Origin of the sequence: Marinobacter persicus, assembly GCF_002934325.1 — a bacterium.
GTDB classification, from domain to species: Bacteria; Pseudomonadota; Gammaproteobacteria; order Pseudomonadales; family Oleiphilaceae; genus Marinobacter; species Marinobacter persicus_A.
Map to the genome: position 1 here is coordinate 18,862 of NZ_PTIV01000010.1, position 24,476 is coordinate 43,337.

A 24,476-nucleotide genomic window follows, 5' to 3' on the forward strand; every position below is an offset into this window, starting at 1 on the left:
TCTGAGCGTTACGAAATTTGGTACTATTCCCCACACATACGAGCCAGTTTACAGTCCGGTGCACCTTGTCGCCAACAAACAGGATTTTTGATGAAGACCCCAGGCCCCGCCACCCGTATCATTCATAACCGCCGCCACCACGACCAGCACGGCAGCCCCTATTCACCGGTGTACAACACCACCACTTACCGGTTTGAGAATACCCAGGCCCTGTTGGATGTGATTGGCAAGCGCACCGAAGGTAACCTCTACACCCGCTGGGGCACCAACCCGACCATCCAGGAACTGGAGCAGGGCCTGGCGGCACTGGAAAATGCCGAGGAAGGCCTGGCCTTTGCCTCGGGCATGGCGGCCATTTCCGCCACCTTGCTGGCCCATGGCCGCAAGGGCATTGTCTGTGTGGGCGATCTGTACGGCGGCACCCAGGAATTTTTAATCAACCACTGCCAGGCGCTGGGCATCCCGGTCACCTTCCTGTTCCGGGAACAACAGGACGAACTCGCCAGCCACCTGAGCGAGCCCGGCAAGCTGGTGTATTTCGAAACCCCGGCCAACCCCAACATGCGCCTGCTGGATATCCGGAAACTGGCGGAAACCGCACACCAGCACCAAGCTCTGGTGGCGGTCGACAACACCTTCGCCAGCCCCATCAACCAGAAACCGCTGGACCTGGGCGCGGATCTGTCCCTGCACAGCGCCAGCAAATACCTGGGCGGGCACAGCGACATCACCGCCGGCGCACTGATGACCAGCCAAGCGCTCGCCGAACCGGTCGCCGCCTGGCGCAAGAATCTGGGTCAGCTGATTGCGCCGGAAACCGCCGCCCTGCTCTCCCGCAGCCTGCGCACCCTGCCGGTACGCATCCGCCAGCATAACGAAAATGCCCTGGCGGTCGCCCAGGCCATGGAGAAGCACCCGAAGGTGAGCAAGGTTCATTACCCTGGCCTGCCCTCGTTTGACGATCACGAGCTGGCCAAGCAGCAGATGACTGGTTTCGGCGGCATGCTCAGCATCGAAGTGGCCGGTGGACGCGAAGCTGCGGCCAAGGTTGCCGACACTCTGAAGGTTTTCCTGCTGGCCACCAGCCTGGGCGGCGTGGAAAGCCTCGTCAGCCAGCCAAGCGCCACCAGCCATTACGGCCTGAGCCCGGAAGAGCGGGAAAAGCGAGGTATTGGCGAGGGAATGTTGCGGCTGTCAGTAGGACTGGAAGATGTTGAAGACCTGATCGAGGATCTTCAGCAAGCGCTGGCGTAGCGCAAAAGCTGTAATCAGACGGGCCGCCCTTAAGCGGCCCGATCCATCACTTGGAAGCTTTCTTCAATTTCTTCTTCAGTGACTTGAGCTTGCCCTCGTGCTTGGCAATCTTGGCTTTGCGGGCATTGATCTTCTTTTTCAGATTCTTCTCGACTTTCTTGGACATCACAAGTCTCCTGACGTTAAAGGTGCTGCCAACGGCGTTAGCAACGAACGATCTTCCTTGTCGAACCCCCACTCACGACGGATACAGAACGCCAGCACAGTGACCATTAAACCGGGAAGATGTGATCATCATATACAGACGTCGGGTAAAGGCAACGGAATCATGGGAATATGCGAGCACAGAATCAGCGTCGGCGTGGGCTGGATCAGGAATCAAGAAAAATGTGAGATGGATCAGCGATGGCCTTCAAGGCCGCCTCGTTCAAAATCTGAAGCTGGCGCCCCTGAATCCGTATCAACCCTCGGTTACGTAAGCGACCGAGAACACGGCTCAGGGTTTCCACCGCCAGGCCCAGGTAGTTGGCTGCGTCGGTTTTGGTCATCGCCAGGCGGAATTCGGTGCCGGAGAGCTTCCGCTGCCGGTAACGGTCAGACAACTCCAGAATAAAACGCACCACCCGCTCCTCGGCGGTGCTTTGGCTCAGGCTGCAGATCAGACCGTGGGCCGCATTCAGCTGGTCGCTCATTAATTGCAACAACAGGCGCTGGAGCTTGGGCATGCGCGCCATATGCTGCTCCAGATCGGCAAAATTGATTCGGCAGATCAGCGAGCGCTCAAGAGCCTGGGCGGAACAGGTATGGCTACCGTCTCCCACTCCATCCAGCCCAAACAGGTCACCTGGCAGATACAGCCCCAGTACTCTCTCCTGGCCCTGAGCATTGATATAAACGGTTTTTACAGCGCCGCTTTTGACGATGTAGCAGGAATAAAAAGGCGCGTTCTGGCTGTAGATCCGCTGCCGTCGCACAAACACGGCAGGATGCCGGGCGAGAGCGTCCAGCTGCCGCCACTGCTGCCAGGGAAGCCCTTTGGGCAGGCACCCGGCAGCCAGGGAGCAGCTGGTACAATTTTCCGAGACTGTATTAACACTGACTTGATACGTCTGCGCGCCATCCATGCTTTTCTCCACCGCTTTCCGTTACACGATGTAACACACCGATGGAAAAATCCAATATCAACTCACCATTAAACAGGTACTCGTTATGCCCATTCATTCTTGCCTGAATCAACGAGCCAAGGATTAACGACTCACATAGACGCACTCGGCAGGTTAGGCCGCGAAACCTGTCGAAGGGCCTCAATTAACTCGCTGGCCGCGTACTGATTCTCCGATCTCGCTTTGCCGGAATTGGTGGTGTGCTCCACGATATCGTGCATCCCGATCATTCCCATGACCTCGCCCTGGCCATTCAGAACTGGCACCCGGCGCACCTGCGACTGGCTCATCATCTTCAGAACATCGTGAATGTCGTCTTCCGGATGGCATACATGACACTGCTTATTGGCAATCAGGTCAGACGCTTTCATTTCCCACAGTGGTTTATGTTGCAACGTGGCCGCCATGGCAATGTCCCGGTCGGTAACGACGCCCTTCAACTGTTTGCGCTCGTCAATGATCGGTACGATGCCAAGGTCGTTTTCCCACATGGTCCTGGCCAGATCATCCAGGGTGCTGTCCTGGTCACAACAGGTGGCATTCTTATGCATAATCTCTGCTACGGACATCTCACATCCCTCCCCTTTTAGTTGCCGGACTTTCAGGCTAGCCCAACCCGCCGATCAAACTTTGACCAAAATCATGATTACACCCTCATGCAACTTCGTGACAGGTTGACTGGCATCAAGCATGGCCGAATAGACGACAGATTGATCTTTACGAAGTGCGTATAATTTGCTCCAAACATTGAATGAGTTTTTGAACGAACATGTCTCGAACCGCGCCTTCGATCCAACGCTACCTGCTAACCCGAACATTTTTGTTTTCGGCCATTGGTTTCATGATCCTGCTGTTCGTATGCCGCCTGGCTTACGAAGCCAGCATCCGGGACAGCGCCGACCAAATTGCCGAATCGGTAGCGGAAAGTACGTTCAATTCCATGTATCTGGTCATGAGCCAGGGCTGGACGCGTGCCCAGCTCGAGCAGTTCATGGCCCAGCTTTCGTCCTCCAAGGACTCGGACGCCGCCATCGATGTCATGGTCTATCGCGGCGAGAAAGTGGTCGACCTCTATGGTGAGATTGACCAGCCCAATATGGACAAACAGATTCGCGACGCCATGCGCACCGGCGAAGTTATCCAGCGCAGCTTTGGCAACCAGCAGCGTTACCTCCACCCTCTCAAAGCCGAACAAATCTGCCTCCAGTGCCACACCAACGCCTCCGTGGGCGATACGCTGGGCGTTATTGAGGTAGAGCAGGATCTCAGCAAGCAGATGGACATTGCCAGCCGAAACCTGCTCTATTATCTGTTGGTGCTCTCCCCCCTCCCGATTCTGTTTGGTTTCTGGGCCGTCCGTTCGGTGGCGTTCCGGGTCAATCATTCAGTTGATGAATTGAGCAAACGCATCAGGAAAGTCGAAACCCTGGAAGACCTGAGCCAGCTGTCCCGCGACAACGAAGATCTGGGTTTCCGGGAGTTGAACCAGATTTTCGGACAGGTGGAAACCCTGGCCGACCGGCTTCAGGGCATCGCGGTGGACAAGGACCTGCTGGAGTTCGAGATCCGCCTGCTTGAGAAGTTCGTGATCACGTCGGAGGTGGTGCGCGACTGGCGGGAATACATCAACATGTTGATGCTGGATATCAACCAGGTGATCCAGATCTACACCATGTTCTCTATTTTCAAGGTGGATGACGAGGTCTTCGACCTGGAGATTTTCTGGCTGACAACGCCCTCCGACAACACCCGAAAAATGATGGAAAAAGCCATCCGGAAACGCCTGGCGGGCAATGAGCATTTTGGCCTTCCCGGTGAGGTTATCATTCATCATAACAGCGTCAGTACCGACAGCACCCCGCTGGAGCTTGAGCCGGCAGAAATCGAATTGCAGACCAAATCCCTACTGGTGGAGACGCCCAAAATTGGCGGCATTGTCGGTATTGGTGTGCATGCCAGCATCGTCAAAGACAACACCAAGGTATTGGTGCTTGAGAGCATCCTGTCCACCCTGTTGAACGTGGTGGGCTCGGTGAAAGCCATCTACAAATACACGCGGGACCTGGAGTACTACGCCACCCGTGATCCGCTGACCAACCTCTACAACCAGCGCATGTTCTGGGAGTTGCTGGACTACGAGCTGGACCGCTGCCAGCGCCACGATTATCAGGTGGCCCTGCTGATGCTGGACCTGGACAACTTCAAGGCTATCAACGACGGCTACGGCCATGCCACCGGCGACAAACTCCTACGCCAACTGTCCATGGAGCTGCAGAGCGTACTGCGCACCGGCGACATACTGGCCCGTTACGGCGGTGATGAGTTTGTGGTGGTACTGCCGGAAACCAGCCTGGAACACGCGGAACAGGTCAGTGAGCGACTCCTTCAGTGCATGCAGGATTTTTCACTGGAAACACGCAATGACGGCGTTGTTCGTGTCACCGGTTCCATTGGTGTTGGGCTGTTCCCGGACCATGCAGATAACCGGAAGGATCTGTTCATGTTCGTGGACAACCTGATGTATCGCTCCAAGAGCCAGGGCAAGAACCGCATCAGCCTGCCGCATAAGGACGACGTGGCGGAAATCTTCAACGACCTGAACCAGAAGATGGTGCTGGTGAACGACGCCATCGAGAATCACAGCGTGGTACCGGTGTTCCAGCCCATTCAGCCCAACGGAGACGACCTGCCTGCCGTTGAGGTGCTCAGTCGGATCCAACTGCCTGACGACACCCTGATGACCGCCGGAGAATTCATCGAGATCGCCGAATCCATGGGCAAAGTACACCTGATGGATTACATCGTGATGGAGAAGGCCTTCGAACGGGTGCGCGATACCGGCTACCAGGGACTGCTGTTCATCAATCTGTCACCTCGATCAATACTGGTGCGCGACTTCCTGCAAACCCTGCACGAACTTACCGACCGCTACCAGTTGGACCGCAGCCGGATTGTGTTCGAGATTACCGAAAGGGATACCGTGAAAAACATGGGCCTGCTGGAAAACTTCGTGCGCAACCTGAAAGACGCCGGCTACCTGCTTGCCATTGACGACTTCGGCTCCGGCTTCTCGTCTTTCCACTACCTCAAGTACCTGCCGATTGATTTCGTGAAAATCGAAGGCGACTTCATCGCCAACATGGCTAACGATCCGCGGGATCTCGCCTTTGTGGTCAGCATCACGGACCTGGCCAAGAAACTGAAGCTGAAAACCGTGGCGGAGTTTGTGGAAAATGAGGATGTGCTGAACATGGTTCGGGAAGTGGGCATCGACTACGCCCAGGGCTTCCATGTGGGTCGCCCCAACCGGGAAATGCCAAACTTTGAGGTAAGTACGGCCTGACGTAAGGGCAAGCACGTCAGGTCACCAAACCTGCATTCCTGTTACACTGGGTCACCATCAATACCGGTTATACACGAGTGACCCAGAAGCAGCCCATGCAAGAGAACAGCCCTACTCCCGTCGCACTGTCCCGCAAGTTCAGCATTGCCCCGATGATGGACTGGACAACGCCCCACTTCCGTTACTTTGCGCGGCTGTTGAGCCGCCATACCCTGCTGTATACGGAAATGGTCACCACCGGCGCACTGATCCACGGCGATACCGAACGCTTCCTGCGTTACCACGAGGCCGAACATCCCCTGGCACTGCAGCTGGGCGGCAGTGATCCGGCGGAACTGGCTCACTGCGCACGATTGGCCGAACAGTTCGGATTCGATGAGGTAAACCTGAACGTGGGCTGCCCCAGCGACCGGGTGCAGAACAACATGATCGGTGCCTGTCTGATGGCCTACCCGGACAAAGTGGCCGAAGGGGTGGCGGCCATGAAGGCGGCCACCGATTTGCCGGTAACGGTCAAACATCGCATTGGCATCGATGGCCGGGAGTCCTGGGACGAGCTGTGTGAGTTCATCGAGAAGGTGGCCGCCGCCGGCTGCCAGACATTCATCGTGCACGCCCGCATTGCTGTGCTCGAGGGCCTGAGCCCGAAAGAGAACCGGGACATTCCACCGCTCAAGTACGACTGGGTCTACCGCCTGAAGGAAAAATACCCCCAGTTGGAAATCATCATCAACGGCGGCATCAAGACCTTCGAGGAATGCCACCAGCACCTGCGCCACACCGATGGCGTGATGCTTGGCCGTGAGGCCTACCACAACCCCTGGCTGCTGGCCGGCGTGGACCCGGAATTCTTCGGTGAACCGGCCCCGGTCACCAGTCGTCAGGAGGCATTGCGGGCCATGTTCCCGTTCATTGAAAAGGAGTTGGAACGCGGGGTATTTCTTACCCACATTTCCCGGCATATCATGGGGTTGTTCCATGGCATGCCCGGCGGGCGCCAGTTCCGCCGGCACATCAGCGAGAACGCCTATAAACCCGGCAGCGGTCTGGACGTTATCGAGACCGCGTTGAGCAAGGTACGCGAACCACAAGGATAGAAGGCCGAATGACCAACAAGCTCGAACAACTCAAGAACATGACCACCGTGGTGGCCGACACCGGCGACCTGGAGGCCATTGGCCACTGGCGCCCGCAGGATGCCACCACCACCCCCTCATTGCTGCTCAAAGCCGCCGCGTCGGAGGCCTATCGCCCGATGCTGGACAAGGCGGTTGCCCGGGCCGCCCGGCACAGCAGTTCAGACCGTGAACAGTTATCCATGGCCACCGACACCCTGGCGGTGCTGGCGGGCAAGGAAATTCTGGGGCTGATTCCGGGCATGGTTTCCACGGAAGTGGATGCACGGCTGTCGTTCGACACGGCGGCCACTCTGGAGAGGGCCCGACGCCTGGTGGAACTTTATGATCATGAGGGCGTAGACACCAGCCGGGTGCTGATCAAGATCGCCTCCACCTGGGAGGGCATTCGTGCCGCCGAGCAGCTGGAGAAAGAGGGCATACGCTGCAATCTCACCCTGCTGTTCTCCTTCGCCCAAGCCGTGGCCTGTGCCCAGGCCGGAGCCCACCTGGTCTCCCCTTTCGTGGGCCGCATCCTCGACTGGCACTTGGCCAACAGCGGCCGTGACCACTTCCCAGCAGCCGAAGACCCTGGTGTACAGTCGGTTAGCCGCATCTACAATTACTACAAGAGCAATGGCTTTGACACGGTAATCATGGGTGCCAGCTTCCGTAACACCGGCGAAATCGAAATGCTCGCCGGCTGTGACCGCCTGACCATCAGCCCCGCCTTGTTGCAGGAACTTAAGGACGATGAGGGCGAGTTGCCCCGCCGGTTGGCGCCGGACACCGCCAGCAGTGATGAGAAACTCGGACAATTGACTGAAAAAGCCTTCCGCTGGCAGCTTAATGAAGATGCCATGGCCACTGAAAAGCTCGCGGAAGGCATTCGTAAATTCGCGGCGGACCAGATTGAACTGGAAAACCAGGTGCGCCAGTTAACCAACAACGCCGCCTGACCCACCCGTCAAACAGAGGCCTTTGTCATGATCGAACGCCTGAAACAGCTGTTTGCAGCACCGGAGGAAGAGCCGGTAGAACCCGACGCCCATCAACTGGCCGTGGCCGCCACAGCACTCATGGTGCAGCTTTCCCGGGTCGATAACAATGAGGACGAGCGTGAACTGGAGGTCATCGTCGATTGTGCCGTCAAGGCACACCAGATCACCCGGGAGGAAGCCCGGGATATCCTCGACGACGCCCTGAACCACGCCGAGGACGCCACCTCCCTGTACGAGTTCACCGGACGCATTAACGAATACCTGGATCAGGTACAAAAGCAGGCCCTGCTGACCAGCATCTGGCGGGTGGCACTGGCCGACGGCCGCATCGACAAGTACGAAGAACACCTTATTCGTCGGATGGCGGACCTGTTGCATCTTAATCATCGTGAGTACATGCAGGCCCGGCACCAGGCGGAAGACGCCGCCGACTAACCGGAGGAGAGTCCATGTTAGCAATTCTTCACCCCAACACCCCGCTGGACAGCGATGCCTACCGCCAGACGCTTCATTACCTGGAAAACCTGCCGGGCGTGACCCTGCGGGTTCATGAGGTCCAGGGAGCCAGTCAGCGGCTGACCGAGATCTACCTGCTCGGCGACACCAAGCCTCTGGACAAAGAGGAGATTGAGGCGCTTCCGGCAGTGGAACGGGCGATTCGCATTTCCGAGGATTACCGCATCCTGGGTCGCCACAAGGACGACCACCGGCAAAGCGGGTTCACCTACAACGGCGTTGAGTTCAGCCAGAACAACCTGAATATCTTTGCCGGCCTTTGCGCGGTGGACATACCCGACCATGTCGAAATGATGATGCGAGCGCTGGAAGACAATGGCGAAGTCTGTACCCGCATGGGCGCGTACAAACCTCGCACCAACCCCTACTCTTTCCAGGGACATGGCAAGGGCTGCCTGCCCTGGGTGTTTGAAAAAGCGGGTAAGCATGGCATCAAGGTGATCGCCATGGAGATCACTCACGAAAGCCACATCGAGGAAATCGACCACTGCCTGGAACAGTTGGGGCGCCCCACCGGCGTCATGCTTCAGGTAGGCACCCGAAACACCCAGAACTTCGAGCTGCTCAAGGCCATCGGCCGGCAAAGCACTTACCCGGTGCTGCTGAAGCGGGGCTTTGGCATCACCCTGAACGAATCCCTCAATGCGGCCGAATACCTGGCCAGCGAAGGCAACGCCAACGTCATCTTCTGCCTGCGCGGCATGAAGACCGAGGCCGGCCAGCCCCATCGCAACATGGTGGATTTTGCCCACGTGCCAGCCGTCAAACGTCTGACCCGCATGCCAGTGTGTGTAGACCCATCCCATTCCGTGGGCAGCCGCGAACAGTCCCCGGACGGCATCCTGGATGTCATGCACGCCACCGCCCAGGGCGTGGTGGCCGGCGCCAACATGGTACTGGTGGACTTCCATCCGAAACCCGAGAAGGCGCTGGTGGATGGCCCACAGGCACTGCTGATGGACGAATTGCCGGCTTACCTGGAAGACATCCGCCTGTGCCACGAAACCTGGAAGAGACGCCAGGACATTTACCGGAAACTCAAAGGTACTGCGTCAGAATGATCGTATACGGTCACCGAGGAGCCAAGGGCGAGGCACCCGAAAACACCCTGCCGGCTTTCACCCATGCCTACCGGCATGGCATCCGGCATTTCGAGCTGGACCTGGTGCTCTCAAAAGATGGCATCCCGGTGCTGGTGCACGACCTGACGGTAGACCGCACCACCAGCCATAAAGGCAACGTCGGCAACTACACCGTGGCCGAACTGGCTGCCATGGATGCCCGCCGAAATGTTACCGGCTGGCCGACCCGAACCGGCATCCCCACGCTGGAACAGTTGCTGGATCAGTTTGCAGACATCGAGCACCTGCAACTGGAGGTCAAAAAAGACCGGGGCCGGCGACTGAACGTCCTGTGTAACCGACTGACCGAAATCATCCAGCGCCGCAACCTTTACCGCACCGTCGCGGTCACCTCCGCGGATACGCGATTTCTCCGGGAAATCCGCCGACGCGACCGCAATATCCGTATCGGCCTGGTGGCAGAACGCAAAATCCCGAAACCGCTGACCCAGGCAAAACGCCTGAACTGTGAATACTTCTGCGCCAAGTGGAAGATCCTGAGTCGCAACATGGTCGATCAGGCACACCGGATGGACATGCACGTGTCCGCCTGGACCGTGAACCGGATTCACGACATGCTGAAAATCGAGGAAATGGGGGTGGACAGCGTGATCACGGACTTCCCGACCAGTACGCGCATGTACTTCGACAACCGGGCACAATCGCCGCTACTGCCGGCTCAGGAAGCCTCTCAGAGCCCGGAGCCCGCCTGAGACGGCGGAACCGGGCGCTTATTCGACCTGACTCAGAAAATCCGGTTCAGGCCATTGAGGGCCGCTACCCGGTAGGCTTCCGCCATGGTCGGGTAGTTAAACGTGGTGTTGATGAAGTAATCCAGGGTATTGGCTTCACCTTCCTGGTTCATGATGGCCTGGCCGATATGGACGATCTCGGCCGCCTGGTCACCAAAGCAGTGAATCCCCAGAATTTCCTTGGTTTCCGGATGGAACAGGATCTTCAGCATGCCCACGGACTCACCGGTAATCTGGGCGCGCGCCAGGTGCTTGAAGAAGGCCTTGCCGATTTCGTACGGCACTTTCGCCTCGGTCAGTTCCTGCTCGGTTTTGCCCACCGAGCTGATTTCCGGAATGGTGTAGATGCCGGTAGGCACATCATCCACGAAGCGGAAATACTCATCGTCGGCAATGTCCGAAGCCGCCGAACGGCCCTGGTCGTAGGCGGCACTGGCCAGGCTCGGCCAGCCAATCACGTCGCCTACGGCATAGATGTTCTCAACGTCCGTACGGTAATGCTTGTCGACCGCCAACTGGCCACGATTGTTGGGCTCCAGGCCAATGTTTTCCAGCCCCAGGTTGTCGGTGTTACCGCTGCGGCCTGCACACCACAGGAAGGCGTCGGCACGGATGCGCTTACCGGATTTCAGCGAGAGCACCACGCCGTGGTCGTCGCCCTGAACCGATTCGTACATTTCGTTGTGGCGAATCAGCACCCCGTTACTGCGCAGGTGATAACTCAAGGCATCCGAGATTTCGTCATCCAGGAACGACAGAATCCGACTGCCCGGATTGATCAGATCCACCTTCACACCAAGACCGGCAAAAATAGAGGCGTACTCGGAGCCGATTACCCCAGCACCGAAAATGATCAGTGTGCGCGGTGTGTGCGACAGATTCAGGATGGAGTCGGAGTTGTAAATGCGGTGATGGCGGAAATCGACATCGGGCGGAAGGAACGGCCGGGAACCGGTGGCCACGATCGCCTGCTTGAAATGCAGGGTCTCAATGGCCTTATTGCCGCGTACTTCGATACGGTTCTTGTCCAGGAAGGAAGCCCGGCCATTAATCAGATCAACCCGGTTACGGGCGTAGAAGCCGGTTCTCAGTTTTACCTGCTTGCCAATAACCTTCTGGGCGTTCTGCAGCACCCGGGGAAAGGAAAACCAGCGCGGTTCGCCAATATCCCGGAACATCTGGTTGGTGTTAAAGGTAATGATCTGTTTAACCGAATGCCGCAGCGCCTTGGAGGGAATGGTACCCCAGTGGGTACAGTTGCCGCCCACGGTTGGCTTGTCCTCGATAATGGCGACACGCTTGCCATGTTTCGTCGCGTTCATGGCCGCCCCTTCACCGGCCGGGCCGGCTCCGATAACGACAACGTCGTAATGATGTTCTGCCATCTGCGCAGTCACTCCTTATGCACGTTGTAAATATTTTTCGTTTTTACTGCGTTGCTGCCGGGCCCCTTACTTTTCGACCCGGGTGGCGTCATAGGCCAGATCTTCCGGCTGGGCCTTGGCATCCGAAGTCTCTCGGCTGTCCTCACACTTCTGAGTGTCACCACCACAAATCTCACATGAGGTGCTGATACCGAGCGCACCAATACCACCACAGGTGCCGCTGATGGGCTTGCGCCCGAACATAACGCCAATAGACATCGCGGCGATCAGCAGCACCACGATAAAAAGAACCAGTAGAAAGGTACCCATCACTGCCCTCCGTTACTGAACCAGGTACGAGGAGAAGGCCGGGGTCTGATGCCCCTCAAAACCATCCTGTCCCCGCACGATAAAATACGCGGGAATGTTTTCCCGGGTCGCCAGCGCCATGGCTTTCTCAAGACCCATTACATTAAACCCGGTGGCAAGCGCATCGGCGGTCATGCAGTCGTCTGCAATAACCGTTACCGAGGCCACCGTGTGTGTTATTGGCTTACCGGTTTCCGGATCAATTGTATGGGAATAGCGGCGGCCTTCCGATTCGTAATAGTTACGATAATCGCCGGATGTAGCCATTGAGTTACTGGAAAGCGCAACCACGCTATTCACATCCCTGGCGCCCCCGTTGGGCTGTTCGATAGCCAGCTTCCAGGCCGAACCGTCCGGCTTCCGGCCATGCACCCGAACCTCGCCACCAATTTCCACAAGATAAGCCGCCACCCCCTGACTGTCGAGATAACCGGCCACGGCATCCACACCGTACCCCTTGGCAATGCCCGACAGGTCAATGTACTGGGGTGGGGTTGCGCGAAGCGAATGACTCTCCGCATCCAGCTCAATATGTTCAGTGCCAGTGATCGACAACAAACGGTTCAGCTCATCCTGGTCCGGGATGGTTTCCGGGCGGGCCTTTGGGCCAAAGCCCCACAGATTGACCAGCGGGCCGACGGTAACGTCAAAAGCCCCGCCGGTCATTTCGGAAACCTCGACAGCCCGCTGAAGCACCTTGAATAGCGGATCAGACAGTTTCATCCACTCGCTCTGATCCTCCCTGGCGTTTAATCGGGACAGTTCGGAATCAGGCTTGTAGGTGGACATGGTCTGATCCACCTTCCTGAGGGTTTCCTCAATGCCCTGGGCAAGAGTCTGCAGACGCTGCTCATCTTTTGGCAAAACCACGTTTATGTGGTAGCGGGTACCAAAGATACCACCGGAAATTTCCCAGATTTTTTCCTCGTTCTGAAACGAGCAACCCGCCAGGGCAGCCACAGCCAGCGCGATGATCACGCTGACTATGCCTACCCTGACGGGTTCCAACATACGGGATGTCATTTGAGTAACTTATCCCCCGAAGTCATCCAGCATGATGTTCTCATCCTCAACGCCAAGATCCTTCAGCATCTTGATCACCGAGGAGTTCATGATGGGGGGCCCACACATGTAGTACTCGCAGTCTTCCGGAGCCGGGTGGTCCTTCAGATAGTTGTCGTACAGCACGTTATGGATAAAGCCGGTGGGGCCTTCCCAATTATCGTCCGGCAGCGCATCAGACAGGGCCACGTGCCACTCGAAGTTCTCGTTCTCTTCGGCCAGCATGTCGAAGTCTTCCACGTAGAACATCTCACGACGACTACGGGCGCCGTACCAGAAGCTGATCTTACGCTTGGAATTCAGGCGCTTGAGCTGGTCGAAGATGTGGGAGCGCATCGGTGCCATACCAGCACCACCACCGACGAAGACCATTTCGTTGTCGGTGTCCTTGGCGAAGAATTCGCCGAACGGACCCATCACGGTGATCTTGTCACCCGGCTTCAGGTTGAACACATAACTGGACATGATGCCCGGGTTATGGTCAGTGCCCGGAGGCGGTGTGGCAATACGGATGTTGAACTTCAGTACGCCTTTCTCTTCCGGATAGTTGGCCATGGAGTAGGCACGGACGGTTTCTTCCTTGTTGACCGTACGCAGATTCCAGAGATCGAACTTGTCCCAGTCTTCGTGGAATTCTTCTTCGATCTTGAAGTCCTTGAAGCTGATATCGAACGGCGGGCACTCAAGCTGTACGTAACCACCCGCGCGGAAGTCCACTTCCTCGCCTTCCGGCAGCTTCAGGACCAGCTCTTTGATGAAGGTGGCCACGTTGTGGTTGGACACCACTTCGCATTCCCACTTCTTCACGCCGAAGAACTCTTCCGGCACTTCCACTTTCATGTCCTGCTTAACCGGTACCTGGCAGGACAGGCGCCAGCCTTCCTTTTCTTCCCGGTTGGTGAAGTGGGTCTTCTCGGTTGGCAGCATCGCGCCACCACCGTCAAACACCTTGCACTTACACTGGGCACAGGTACCGCCGCCGCCACACGCGGAAGACAGGTAGATGCCGTTGTTCGCCAGGGTGCCAAGCAGCTTGCCGCCGGCTTCCGTTTTCAGCGTATGTTCCGGATCGTCATTGATCTCGATGGTCACATCACCGGTGCTTACCAGCTTGGAGCGGGCCGCGAGGATAACCGCGACCAGCGCCAGCACGATAACGGTGAACATGACCACGCCAAGAATAATTTCTGTACTCATGGTCTCGCCTTTTCGTTAAACCGTCTCACCGGATGGATTACAGGGAAATACCGGAGAAGGACATGAAGCCCAGAGACATCAGACCTACGGTAATGAAGGTGATGCCCAGGCCACGCAGACCTTCCGGAACATCGCTGTACTTGAGCTTCTCGCGGATACCCGCCAGGGCAATGATCGCCAGGGCCCAACCCAGACCGGCACCGAAGCCATAAACCAGGCTCTCACCGAAGGTGTAGTCCCGCTCAACCATGAACAATGACGCACCCAGAATGGCGCAGTTCACGGTAATCAGAGGCAGAAACACACCCAGCGCGGCGTAAAGCGCAGGAATGTACTTGTCCAGTATCATTTCCATGATCTGTACGATGGCGGCGATAACACCGATGTATGTCAGCAGGCCAAGGAAGCTCAGGTCCACATTTGGCAGACCCGCCCATTCCAGGGCGCCTTCACGCAGGATGGTGTTGTACAGCAGGTTGTTGACCGGCACGGTGACGGTCAACACCACCACTACCGCAATCCCCAGGCCGGTGGCCGCTTCAATCTTCTTGGAGATCGCCAGGAAGGTACACATCCCCAGGAAGAAGGCCAGTGCCATGTTCTCAACAAAGACGGCCTTCAGGATCAGGCTGATATAGTGTTCCATCAGAAGGCCTCCTTAACTTTGTGAGCAGAGAGCTTGTAGTCCTTCTCTTCCACCTGTTCCGGCTTCCAGGTACGCAGACCCCAGATCGCCAGACCGATGATGAAGAACGCACTCGGCGGCAGCAGCAGCAGACCGTTGGTCACGTACCAGCCACCTTCGTTCACTGACGGCAACAGAGTCACGCCGAACAGGGAACCGGCTCCAAACAGTTCACGGAAGAACGCCACAAACAGCAGCATCACGGAATAGCCGAGGCCGTTGCCCACACCGTCCAGGAAACTCATGCCCGGGGTGTTGTTCATGGCAAAGCCTTCCGCACGCCCCATAACGATGCAGTTGGTGATGATCAGGCCCACAAACACCGACAGCTGTTTGGAGATCTCATAGGCATAGGCCTTGAGTACCTGGTCCACCACGATTACCAGGGAGGCAATGATGGTCATCTGCACGATGATCCGGATGCTGCCCGGAATCTGGGTTCGCACCAGCGAGACCGCCAGGTTCGAGAAAGCCGTTACCGCAATAACCGCCAGGCACATAACGATGGTTACGTTCATGCTGGTGGTTACCGCCAGCGCCGAACAGATACCCAGGATCTGCAGGGCGATAGGGTTGTTACTGAAAATCGGTTCGAAGAGAACCTCTTTGGCTGATACACCGGCCATGATCAGACCTCCCCTTCACGAAGTTTTTTCAGGAACGGGGCGAAGCCACGGTCACCCATCCAGTAATTGACGAGCTGCTGCACACCACGGCTGGTCAGTGTCGCGCCAGACAGAGCGTCTACCTTATGCTCCTTGTTCTTGGCGTCGGCATTCACGCCCCCCTTCACCAGCCGGATCTGCGGCTCGCTCGGGTCGTCAGCGTAAAGCTCTTTACCAACCCACTGCTGCTTCCAGCGGGGGTTATCCACTTCGCCACCCAGGCCCGGGGTTTCCGCGTGGGAGTAAAAGCCCAGGCCTTCAATGGTGTTCAGGTCGCCTTCGAGTGCCATGAAGCCATACAGTGTCGACCACAGACCGTAACCGTGAATCGGAAGCACCACGCGCTTCAGTTCACCGTTTTCACTCAGGGTATACACCTTCGCCACGTTCGGGCGACGCTTGATGCCAGCCTTGTCTTCCGAAGACGGGATGTCCGTTGACATGGCGGGATCAGAGGCCGCCTTGTACATGTCGTACTTCATCGGGTCCTTAACGCCAACCGCTGACGGCTCGACGAATTCCCCGCTATCCAGGTCGACCAGTCGAACATCGAAGCGCTCAAAGGTGCTTTCGATCTCATCGGCGCTGGCGCCAGGCTCCAGCATGCCGGAGGCCGACAGGATGTTGGTTTTGATATCCAGGTTCTGGTTCTTGATTTGCGCCGGCCGCAGCGTCACCGCTGCGGTGGACACGACTACCGAGAATACAATACTCAGCACCAGCGCAACCATCACCGTTCTGGAGACGGTATCTTTTGCCTTAGCCACGAGCAAGCCTCCGTTTGATGTTGGCCTGAACCACGTAATGGTCCATCAGCGGTGCGAACAGGTTGGCGAACAGGATGGCCAGCATAATGCCTTCCGGGAACGCCGGGTTAATCACACGAATCAGCACAGTCATCACACCCACGAGGATGCCGAAGCACCAGCGACCGGTGTTGGTCATGGCAGCCGATACCGGATCGGTGGCCATGAACATCATGCCGAATGCAAAGCCGCCCATCACCAGGTGCCAATGGGGGCCCACGTTGAAGAACGGGTTGGTGTCGGAGCCAATTGCATTGAACAGCAACGCCGTGGCGATCATGCCGATCAGTACGCCACCAACAATGCGGTACGAGGCAATTTTCATCACCAGCAGGATCAGGCCGCCGATCAGGATTGCCAGAGTGGAGGTTTCACCCACGGAACCCTGAATGGTGCCGATGAATGCGTTCATCCAGCCAATCTGTTGCTGCAGCGCTTCGAGGCCACCAGATGCCGCCCAGCTAAGTGCAGTCGCGCCACTGAAACCGTCAACCGCGGTCCAGACCGTGTCACCGGAAATCTGGGCCGGGTAGGCAAAGTACAGGAAGGCACGACCCGTCAGTGCCGGGTTCAGGAAGTTCTTGCCGGTACCGCCGAATACTTCCTTACCGATTACCACACCAAAGGTAATACCCAGGGCCACCTGCCACAACGGGATGTCGGGCGGGCAGATCAGGGCAAACAGTACCGAGGTTACGAAGAAACCTTCGTTCACCTCGTGCTTGCGCACGGTGGCAAACAGCACTTCCCAGAAACCGCCAACCGCGAAGGTGACAAAGTAAATGGGCACGAAGTAGGCCATGCCGTAAACGAAGTTGTCCCACCAGCCAGCACCAGCGCCGGTCACCGCCAGGGCCTGGATGAAGGCGGTACGCAGACCACCGTCAGCCACCATGGCGTCCGGGTTAGCGGCCAGGAAGCTATTGGCCTGGAAACCGATGTTCCACATACCGAAGAACATGGCCGGGAAGGTACACAGCCACACCGTGATCATGATGCGCTTGAGATCCACGCCATCACGCACATGGGAGGTGGTGCCGGTTACACTGCCAGGCGAATAGAAGATAGTGTCAACGGCTTCGTATAGCGCATACCAGCGCTCGTACTTGCCGCCTTTCTCAAAATGATGCTCGATACCATCGAGAAACTGTCTGATTGCCATCGTAGTTAGCCCTCGATCTCGATTCGGGTCAGGTTCTCACGGAGAATCGGACCGTATTCATATTTGCCGGGGCACACGAAGGTGCACAGCGCCAGATCTTCTTCGTCCAGCTCCAGGGCACCCAGTTTCTGTGCCATTTCGGTATCGCCAACAATCAGTGAACGCAACAGCTGGGTTGGCAGGATATCCAGGGGCATAACCGCTTCGTAGTTCCCGACAGGCACCATGGCCCGCTCACTACCATTGGTCGTGGTCGTAAAGTTGAACAGCTTGCCCGGATTCAGCTTGGACAGATAGATGTTCATCACAGAGAACTTGTTCGGGCCTGGAGACAACCAGCCCATGAACTCGCGCTTGGTACCCTCTTCAAGTACCGACACCTGATTGGCGAAACGCCCCAGATAGGCACAGGGACCATCACCACGGCGACCACCAAACACGGAACCGGAAACAGTGCGCACCTCACAGTCGGTCGCAATTTCACCATCCAGCAGTTCCGGCAGGCTGGCGCCCAGACGGGTGCGAACCAGACGAGGCTTCAGGGCTTTCGGGCCACCGATGGCAACAATACGCTCGACTGGCAGCTCACCGCTTTCAAACAGCTTGGCGATGTCGATCACGTCCTGGTAGTTGATCGACCAGACCGTTTTATTGCCGACAACCGGATCCAGGTAATGGATGTGGGTACCCACATTACCAGCCGGATGCACACCGTCAAACTGATGCACTTCGACAGCGTCTGACTTGGGCACAGGCACATCAGAGCCCGGCTTGCCAGTCACAAACACCTTGCCGTTGGTGAGGCGGGTCAGAACATTAAGACCCTGTTCAAAGGCCTTGGCATTGTCGCCAATGATCACCGTTGGATCCGCCGCCAGCGGATTGGTGTCCATTACGGAAACAAAAATCGAGTTGGGCGTGGAATCTATTTCCGGGACCTTACTGTAAGGACGCGTGCGGAACGCGGTCCACAAACCGGATTCAACCAGATTATCCACTACCTGCTGGCGCTCCAGGCCGGCGAGATCAGCCTCGTTATAGCGAGCGAAGGTCTCCGCTTCGTCGCCATCCACTTCGATAACGATGGACTGGAATACGCGGCGCTCACCGCGATTGATTTCTTTTACCACGCCGGCGGCCGGGGCGGTATAACGAACGCCTTCGGTCTTCTTGTCCGTAAACAGCAGCGTTCCGCGCTTTACACGGTCCCCTTCTTTAACAGCCATCGTCGGCTTCATGCCGTTGTAGTCAAAGCCAATCAACGCCACATGGCGAATCGGCTTGCCGTCCGTAATGGTCTGTTCGGGAGCGCCGCTGATGGGAAGATTCAGGCCTTTTTTGATCTTGATCATTAGCCTCGTCCAATCATCAGAAACTATCTGAGAATTTCAACGCCCGACTCCCTGCGGCCCAGGATTCCTGCTTATGCGGCAAGCCCGAGCCTAAGTGCCTCGGGCTCGCTAATGTCCGCACGTTTGCTTGCTCAGATCATTAGCGACAGGAAAAGTTGGGAAACGGGGCGCCAGACATACCCAAAATCGCGCCAATTATAGAGATTAAGAAAGTGTATTTCCACCGAAAACCGGCGCGGCATTGTTGCTGAAAAACACAAAAAAGCCCCGGCAACCAACGGCTGCCGGGGCCTTTTGATTCGCAATGCGTAGTTAACGCTACAACCTTAGTCGCGAACCCGCTTCGGGAAAACCGGGTGGTCGACGCCAGCCATATCGTTCACGCAACGAATCACCTGGGCGCTGTAGCCAAATTCGTTGTCGTACCATACGTACAGAATCAGACGGTTGCCTTCAGCAATCGTGGCCTGGGCATCCACCACGCCCGCATGGCGCGAGCCGACAAAATCGGTGGAGACCACTTCCGGCGAGTTCACGAAGTCGATCTGCTTCTGCAGCTCGGAATGCAGGGCCATGTCGCGCAGGTAGTCGTTGACCATATCAACGTCCACATCTTTCTTCAGGTTCAGGTTCAGAATGGCCATGGACACGTTTGGTGTCGGAACCCGGATGGCGTTACCGCTCAGCTTGCCCTTCAGCTCCGGCAGCGCCTTGGCCACAGCCTTGGCAGCACCGGTTTCGGTGATCACCATGTTCAGCGGCGCAGAACGGCCACGACGGCTGCCCTTGTGGTAGTTATCGATCAGGTTCTGGTCATTGGTATAGGAGTGAACAGTCTCAACGTGACCATTCTCAATGCCGAACTCGTCGTTGATCGCCTTGAGGACCGGCGTAATGGCGTTAGTAGTACAGGAGGCAGCCGACAGAATTTTGTCGTCCTCGGTGATGGAATCGCTGTTGATACCATACACGATGTTCTTGATGTCGCCCTTGCCCGGCGCGGTCAGGATAACCCGGCTGACGCCCTTGGATTTCAGGTGCAGACCCAGGCCGTCTTCGTCGCGCCAGATACCGGTGTTATCGATAACGATGGCGTTGTTGATATCGTACTGGGTGTAGTCCACCTTATCCGGACCATCGGAGTAGATCACCTTGATGTAGTTACCGTTGGCGATCAGCGCGGAATTTTCCTCGTCCACGGTAATGGTACCGTCGAACGGACCGTGAACCGAGTCGCGGCGCAGCAGGCTGGCACGCTTCTGCAAGTCATTTGCCGCACCGCCCTTGCGCACAACAATCGCCCGCAGACGCAGGTTGGCACCGCCGCCAGCTTTTTCGATCAGGATGCGGGCCAGCAAACGACCAATACGACCGAAGCCGTACAGGACCACGTCTTTGGTGTCCCGGACGTCCTGGTCGGCACATTCGGCTTTATACTGACCAACAATCGGCCCGATTTCCTGCTTCAGGAATTCGGTGAGATCGCTCATACCGCTTTCCTTGAACTTAACCGCCAGCTTGCCGATGTCCACGTGGCCACGGCCCAGCTCAAGCTTGTCCATCGCTTCCAGAATCGGCAGAGTGTCGCAAACAGACAGCTCGCTATCTTCCACCTGACGCACGAACCGGTGAGCACGAATAATATCAATCACCGACTGGTTGATGATCGCACGGCCATAAACAGACGTAACAACGTTGTTCTTGCGATTCAGCCGGCCGATCAACGGGATCATGGCTTCGGCGGTGGACTCTCGTTCGGTCCAGTTAGACAGGTGCTGGTTGATCTGTTCGTGACTCACGGTTGTGACCTCGTTTCGCACTGAAAATAATTTGGGGCGCGTATTATCCAATTTAAGGAGCCTCTAAACAACTCCGGATCACCTCTGGTGAGCTCCGGGGGCAAATGATCTGGGCACAACCACGTACCCGCTGCCATGACACTGCAACACCCGGGCGCTAGAATAGCGCCGCCCAGGTTTCAGACTCATTCATTCAGGAGATGTTCCGGCCCATGAGCAAAGGTTCTTCCCAGGCTTCATCCTTGCCCTGCCAGCTTCTGGCGCCAAAGGCGCCGGAAAATCCCGCCGATCACCGGAAGTGGGGTGAGCTGCATGGCTGCAGTGATGCGCTGGCGATCTGCGAAAGCGCAAGAACCCGCAAGGGGCTCACCCTGGTAGTCACCCGCAGCACGGATGAAGCCATCCGGCTCGAACAGGCCATCCGCTTCTTCCTCAACCTACCGCCCGAGGAAGATGGCGCCACGGTTACCGAAGAGGGGCTGGAACTGCTTTCACTGCCGGACTGGGAAACCCTGCCCTACGACTTGTTCTCGCCGCACCAGGACATCACATCGCGGCGTCTGCGTACTCTGCACCGGCTGCCCTCCACCCAACACGGCATATTGGTGGTACCGGCGCGCACGCTTATGCACCGACTGGCGCCGCCCAGCTATCTGCAGGGCAACACCCTGCTACTGGAAGTGGGCCAGACCCTGGATATCGACAGCTGGCGCCTGCAGCTGGAAGCCGCTGGCTACCACCACACCGAAAACGTGTACGAACACGGCGAGTACGCCGTGCGCGGGGCCATTCTCGACATTTACCCCATGGGCTCGAACCTGCCCTTCCGGATTGACCTGTTCGATGACGAAATCGAAACTCTGCGCACCTTCGACCCGGAAACCCAGCGCTCCATTGACCGCATCGAGCAGATCGAACTGCTGCCGGCCAATGAATTTCCGTGGCACAAAGAAGCACGCTCAGGCTTCCGCAACCGCTGGTTCGAGCACTTTCCCAACGCGGACAAGAACGCGCCGGTCTATCAGGACATCAGCAACGGCATCACACCGCCCGGCATCGAGTATTACCTGCCGCTGTTCTTTGATGAAACCGCTACCCTGTTTGACTACCTGCCGGGCAGCACCCTGGTCTTCACCGCCGACGGCCTGAACGACGCGGTGGCCGCCTTTGACGCCGAAACCCGCGCGCGCTACGAAGACCGCCGGCACGACCGTTTCCGTCCAATTCTGCCCCCGGACGAGCTGTTCCTGCAGCAGGACGAAGTATTTGGCCAGTTCAAGCAATACCCCCGCGTTACCTGCGCAGCGAACGAACTGCAGGGAGCGGCGACTCACAACTGTAATACCGACTCCCTGCCGGATGTAGCCATGGACGGTCGCGCGGCAGACCCAGCCGCCCGACTGAAACGTTTTCTCAACGATTTCTCCGGCCGGGTCCTGATCTGTGCCGAATCGTCCGGGCGGCGTGAAGCGCTGATTGAAAATCTGGCCGACCATCAACTGAAACCGGCCACCGTCAGCAACTGGGACGCATTCCTCAGGGACGACCGTCACACCCTGGCCATCACCATCGCCCCGATGGAACAGGGCATGGTGCTTCCCGGCCAGCACCTGGCACTGATCACGGAAACCGCCCTGTTCGGCGAGCAGGTGCTGCAACGCCGTCGTCGGGAAAAGCCCACCGAGGTGGACGACTCCGGCTACCGGGATTTGTCGGAGCTCCGAATTGGCTCCCCCGTCGTACACATTGATCACGGCGTGGGCCGCTACAAGGGCCTGGAAACCATTGCCGCCGGGGGCGAATCCAACGAATTCCTGACCCTGGAATACGCCGGCGGCTCAAAACTCTATGTGCCGGTGTCGAACCTGCACCTGATCTCACGCTACACGGGCACCGACGAGGAACACGCCCCGTTGCACAAGCTGGGCACCGAGCGCTGGAGCAACGCCAAGCAGAAAGCCCTGGAAAAGATTCGCGACACCGCCGCCGAGCTGCTGGATGTCTACGCCCGGCGCGAGGCCCGCAAGGGGTTCCAGTTCGAGGACCCGAAAGAAGCCTATCGCGCGTTCGCCGCCGGCTTCCCCTTCGAGGAAACCCCGGACCAGCAAGTCGCCATCCAGGCCGTGTTCGAGGACATGACCAGCGAGCAGCCCATGGATCGCCTTGTCTGCGGCGATGTGGGCTTCGGCAAGACCGAAGTGGCCATGCGCGCCGCCTTCCTGGCCACCTGGTCCGGCAAGCAGGTCGCCGTCCTGGTGCCCACTACCCTGCTGGCCCAGCAGCATTACGAATCCTTCCGGGACCGTTTCTCGGACACGCCGGTGCAGGTGGAACTACTGAGCCGCTTCCGCAGCGGCAAGCAGACCACCAAGGCCATGGAGGCGATTGAGGAAGGAAAAGCCGATATCGTCATTGGTACCCACAAGCTGCTGCAGGGCGACATCAAGTTCAAGAACCTGGGCCTGGTGATTATCGACGAAGAGCACCGTTTTGGTGTCCAGCAGAAAGAAAAACTGAAGGCCCTGCGGGCGGAAGTGGACATGCTCAACCTGACCGCCACGCCCATTCCCCGCACCCTGAACATGGCCATGGGTCACCTGCGGGACCTGTCGATCATCGCCACCCCACCGGCCCGACGCCTGTCGGTTAAAACCTTCGTGCGCCAGCGTGACGACGTCATGACCAAGGAAGCCATCCTTCGGGAAATCCTGCGGGGCGGGCAGGTGTATTTCCTGCACAACGATGTCGCCACCATCGAAAAGACCGCCGAGGATATCCGCAACCTGGTGCCCGAAGCCCGGGTGGCAGTCGCCCACGGCCAGATGCGCGAGCGCCAGCTCGAACAGATCATGTCGGACTTCTACCACAAGCGCTTCAACGTGTTGGTGTGTACCACCATCGTGGAAACCGGCATCGACATCCCAAGCGCCAACACCATCATCATCGAGCGTGCTGATAAATTTGGCCTGGCCCAGTTGCACCAGCTCCGGGGCCGTGTGGGACGCTCCCACCACCAGGCCTATGCCTACCTGCTGACACCGCCGCCCAAGAGCCTGTCAGCCGACGCCAAAAAACGCCTGGATGCCATCGCTGAAGCCCAGGACCTGGGCGCCGGCTTCATGCTCGCCACCCACGACCTGGAAATCCGGGGTGCGGGTGAGTTGCTGGGCGAGGAGCAGAGCGGTCAGATCGAAACCATCGGCTTCAGCCTGTATATGCAGTTGCTCGACGAAGCCGTAAAAGCCATCCGCGAGGGCCGCACGCCCAACGCAGAGCTGCCCCTGAGTCATGGCACCGAGATGAACCTGCGTATTCCGGCGCTGATTCCCGACGACTATCTGCCGGATGTCCATAACCGTCTGATGCTCTACAAGCGCATTGCCAGCGTGAAGAATGAGGAAGAGTTGAAGGAATTGCAGGTGGAAATGATTGACCGCTTCGGCCTGCTGCCCGAGCCCGCGAAGAACCTGGTAAACCAGACCCGTCTGCGCATCAAGGCTGAAGCCCTGGGTATCGACAAGGTGGATGCCGGTAAAGAATGGGTGCGCCTGGAATTCGGCCCCTCCACCCCGGTCGATCCGCTGGAACTGGTAAAAAAGGTGCAATCCGCGCCGGACACCTACCGGCTCGAAGGCGCCAACACCTTCCGCTTCCGGCTGAATGATGATTCCACCAGTGGTAAACTCGATGCCATTGCCGCCATGCTCAGCGAACTGGCCCCGTCAGACACTTCACAAAAGGCCTCCTGAG

Annotated in this window: 20 protein-coding genes; 8 read left to right on the forward strand and 12 right to left on the reverse strand. The window is 57.7% G+C overall.

Annotated elements, in window-relative coordinates:
* Nucleotides 1-90: 90 nt before the first annotated feature.
* On the forward strand, nucleotides 91-1,254 hold the full coding sequence (locus tag BY454_RS07240) for a trans-sulfuration enzyme family protein (RefSeq protein WP_104415823.1): 1,164 nt from the start codon (nucleotides 91-93) through the stop codon (nucleotides 1,252-1,254).
* Between the two features lie 371 nt (nucleotides 1,255-1,625).
* Here BY454_RS07240 and BY454_RS07245 read toward each other — a convergent pair whose 3' ends face one another.
* Both BY454_RS07245 and BY454_RS07250 read right to left on the reverse strand, forming a co-directional pair.
* The gene (locus BY454_RS07245) at nucleotides 1,626-2,378 is read right to left on the reverse strand and encodes a helix-turn-helix domain-containing protein (RefSeq protein WP_104415824.1); all 753 of its coding nucleotides are present in this window, start codon (nucleotides 2,376-2,378) and stop codon (nucleotides 1,626-1,628) included.
* 131 nt (nucleotides 2,379-2,509) lie between these two features.
* Nucleotides 2,510-2,968 carry a CBS domain-containing protein gene (locus tag BY454_RS07250; protein ID WP_181049655.1) on the reverse strand — a complete coding sequence of 153 codons (459 nt, stop codon included), beginning with the start codon at nucleotides 2,966-2,968 and terminating at the stop codon, nucleotides 2,510-2,512.
* Nucleotides 2,969-3,186: 218 nt separating this feature from the next.
* Between BY454_RS07250 and BY454_RS07255 the strand changes: the two genes are divergently transcribed.
* The 6 genes from BY454_RS07255 (at nucleotide 3,187) to BY454_RS07280 (ending at nucleotide 10,226) form a co-directional block, all read left to right on the forward strand.
* Nucleotides 3,187-5,760 carry a putative bifunctional diguanylate cyclase/phosphodiesterase gene (locus tag BY454_RS07255; RefSeq protein WP_104415826.1) on the forward strand — a complete coding sequence of 858 codons (2,574 nt, stop codon included), beginning with the start codon at nucleotides 3,187-3,189 and terminating at the stop codon, nucleotides 5,758-5,760.
* A 95-nt stretch (nucleotides 5,761-5,855) separates the two neighbouring features.
* Nucleotides 5,856-6,857, forward strand: coding sequence for a tRNA dihydrouridine(20/20a) synthase DusA (gene dusA, locus BY454_RS07260; protein WP_104415827.1), 1,002 nt, complete (start codon nucleotides 5,856-5,858; stop codon nucleotides 6,855-6,857).
* Between the two features lie 8 nt (nucleotides 6,858-6,865).
* Complete coding sequence (gene tal / locus BY454_RS07265) at nucleotides 6,866-7,834, forward strand: transaldolase (protein WP_104415828.1); 969 nt, start codon at nucleotides 6,866-6,868, stop codon at nucleotides 7,832-7,834.
* Between the two features lie 27 nt (nucleotides 7,835-7,861).
* The gene (locus tag BY454_RS07270) at nucleotides 7,862-8,311 is read left to right on the forward strand and encodes a tellurite resistance TerB family protein (protein WP_104415829.1); all 450 of its coding nucleotides are present in this window, start codon (nucleotides 7,862-7,864) and stop codon (nucleotides 8,309-8,311) included.
* Nucleotides 8,312-8,325: 14 nt separating this feature from the next.
* Entirely contained in the window at nucleotides 8,326-9,453 is a 1,128-nt protein-coding gene (locus tag BY454_RS07275; protein ID WP_104415830.1) for a 3-deoxy-7-phosphoheptulonate synthase, read from the forward strand.
* Nucleotides 9,450-10,226: a glycerophosphodiester phosphodiesterase gene (locus tag BY454_RS07280; RefSeq protein ID WP_104415831.1), complete on the forward strand. Its 777-nt coding sequence runs from the start codon at nucleotides 9,450-9,452 to the stop codon at nucleotides 10,224-10,226. The genes BY454_RS07275 and BY454_RS07280 overlap by 4 nt, the downstream gene beginning before the upstream one ends.
* Nucleotides 10,227-10,258: 32 nt before the next feature.
* Here the strand turns inward: BY454_RS07280 and sthA are convergent, their stop codons facing one another.
* The 10 genes from sthA to BY454_RS07330 all read right to left on the reverse strand — a co-directional run bounded on the left by sthA (nucleotide 10,259) and on the right by BY454_RS07330 (nucleotide 20,726).
* Nucleotides 10,259-11,650 (reverse strand): Si-specific NAD(P)(+) transhydrogenase, encoded by a 1,392-nt coding sequence (gene sthA, locus BY454_RS07285; protein ID WP_104415832.1) that lies wholly within the window; start codon nucleotides 11,648-11,650, stop codon nucleotides 10,259-10,261.
* A 66-nt stretch (nucleotides 11,651-11,716) separates the two neighbouring features.
* Entirely contained in the window at nucleotides 11,717-11,959 is a 243-nt protein-coding gene (gene nqrM, locus BY454_RS07290) for a (Na+)-NQR maturation NqrM (protein ID WP_104415833.1), read from the reverse strand.
* Between the two features lie 12 nt (nucleotides 11,960-11,971).
* Nucleotides 11,972-13,021, reverse strand: coding sequence for an FAD:protein FMN transferase (locus BY454_RS07295; RefSeq protein ID WP_104415834.1), 1,050 nt, complete (start codon nucleotides 13,019-13,021; stop codon nucleotides 11,972-11,974).
* A gap of 9 nt (nucleotides 13,022-13,030) precedes the next feature.
* Entirely contained in the window at nucleotides 13,031-14,257 is a 1,227-nt protein-coding gene (gene nqrF / locus BY454_RS07300; RefSeq protein WP_104415835.1) for an NADH:ubiquinone reductase (Na(+)-transporting) subunit F, read from the reverse strand.
* 37 nt (nucleotides 14,258-14,294) lie between these two features.
* Nucleotides 14,295-14,903: an NADH:ubiquinone reductase (Na(+)-transporting) subunit E gene (nqrE, locus tag BY454_RS07305; protein WP_104415836.1), complete on the reverse strand. Its 609-nt coding sequence runs from the start codon at nucleotides 14,901-14,903 to the stop codon at nucleotides 14,295-14,297.
* On the reverse strand, nucleotides 14,903-15,568 hold the full coding sequence (locus tag BY454_RS07310) for an NADH:ubiquinone reductase (Na(+)-transporting) subunit D (protein ID WP_104415837.1): 666 nt from the start codon (nucleotides 15,566-15,568) through the stop codon (nucleotides 14,903-14,905). The genes nqrE and BY454_RS07310 overlap by 1 nt, the downstream gene beginning before the upstream one ends.
* A 2-nt stretch (nucleotides 15,569-15,570) precedes the next feature.
* Nucleotides 15,571-16,374, reverse strand: a complete 804-nt coding sequence (locus BY454_RS07315; RefSeq protein ID WP_104415838.1) for a Na(+)-translocating NADH-quinone reductase subunit C — start codon at nucleotides 16,372-16,374, stop codon at nucleotides 15,571-15,573.
* The gene (locus BY454_RS07320; protein ID WP_104415839.1) at nucleotides 16,367-17,575 is read right to left on the reverse strand and encodes an NADH:ubiquinone reductase (Na(+)-transporting) subunit B; all 1,209 of its coding nucleotides are present in this window, start codon (nucleotides 17,573-17,575) and stop codon (nucleotides 16,367-16,369) included. The genes BY454_RS07315 and BY454_RS07320 overlap by 8 nt, the downstream gene beginning before the upstream one ends.
* A gap of 5 nt (nucleotides 17,576-17,580) precedes the next feature.
* Complete coding sequence (locus BY454_RS07325) at nucleotides 17,581-18,927, reverse strand: Na(+)-translocating NADH-quinone reductase subunit A (RefSeq protein WP_104415840.1); 1,347 nt, start codon at nucleotides 18,925-18,927, stop codon at nucleotides 17,581-17,583.
* Between the two features lie 326 nt (nucleotides 18,928-19,253).
* Nucleotides 19,254-20,726: a glyceraldehyde-3-phosphate dehydrogenase gene (locus BY454_RS07330; RefSeq protein ID WP_104415937.1), complete on the reverse strand. Its 1,473-nt coding sequence runs from the start codon at nucleotides 20,724-20,726 to the stop codon at nucleotides 19,254-19,256.
* A 212-nt stretch (nucleotides 20,727-20,938) separates the two neighbouring features.
* Between BY454_RS07330 and mfd the strand changes: the two genes are divergently transcribed.
* Nucleotides 20,939-24,475: a transcription-repair coupling factor gene (mfd, locus tag BY454_RS07335; RefSeq protein WP_104415841.1), complete on the forward strand. Its 3,537-nt coding sequence runs from the start codon at nucleotides 20,939-20,941 to the stop codon at nucleotides 24,473-24,475.
* Nucleotide 24,476: the final 1 nt, after the last annotated feature.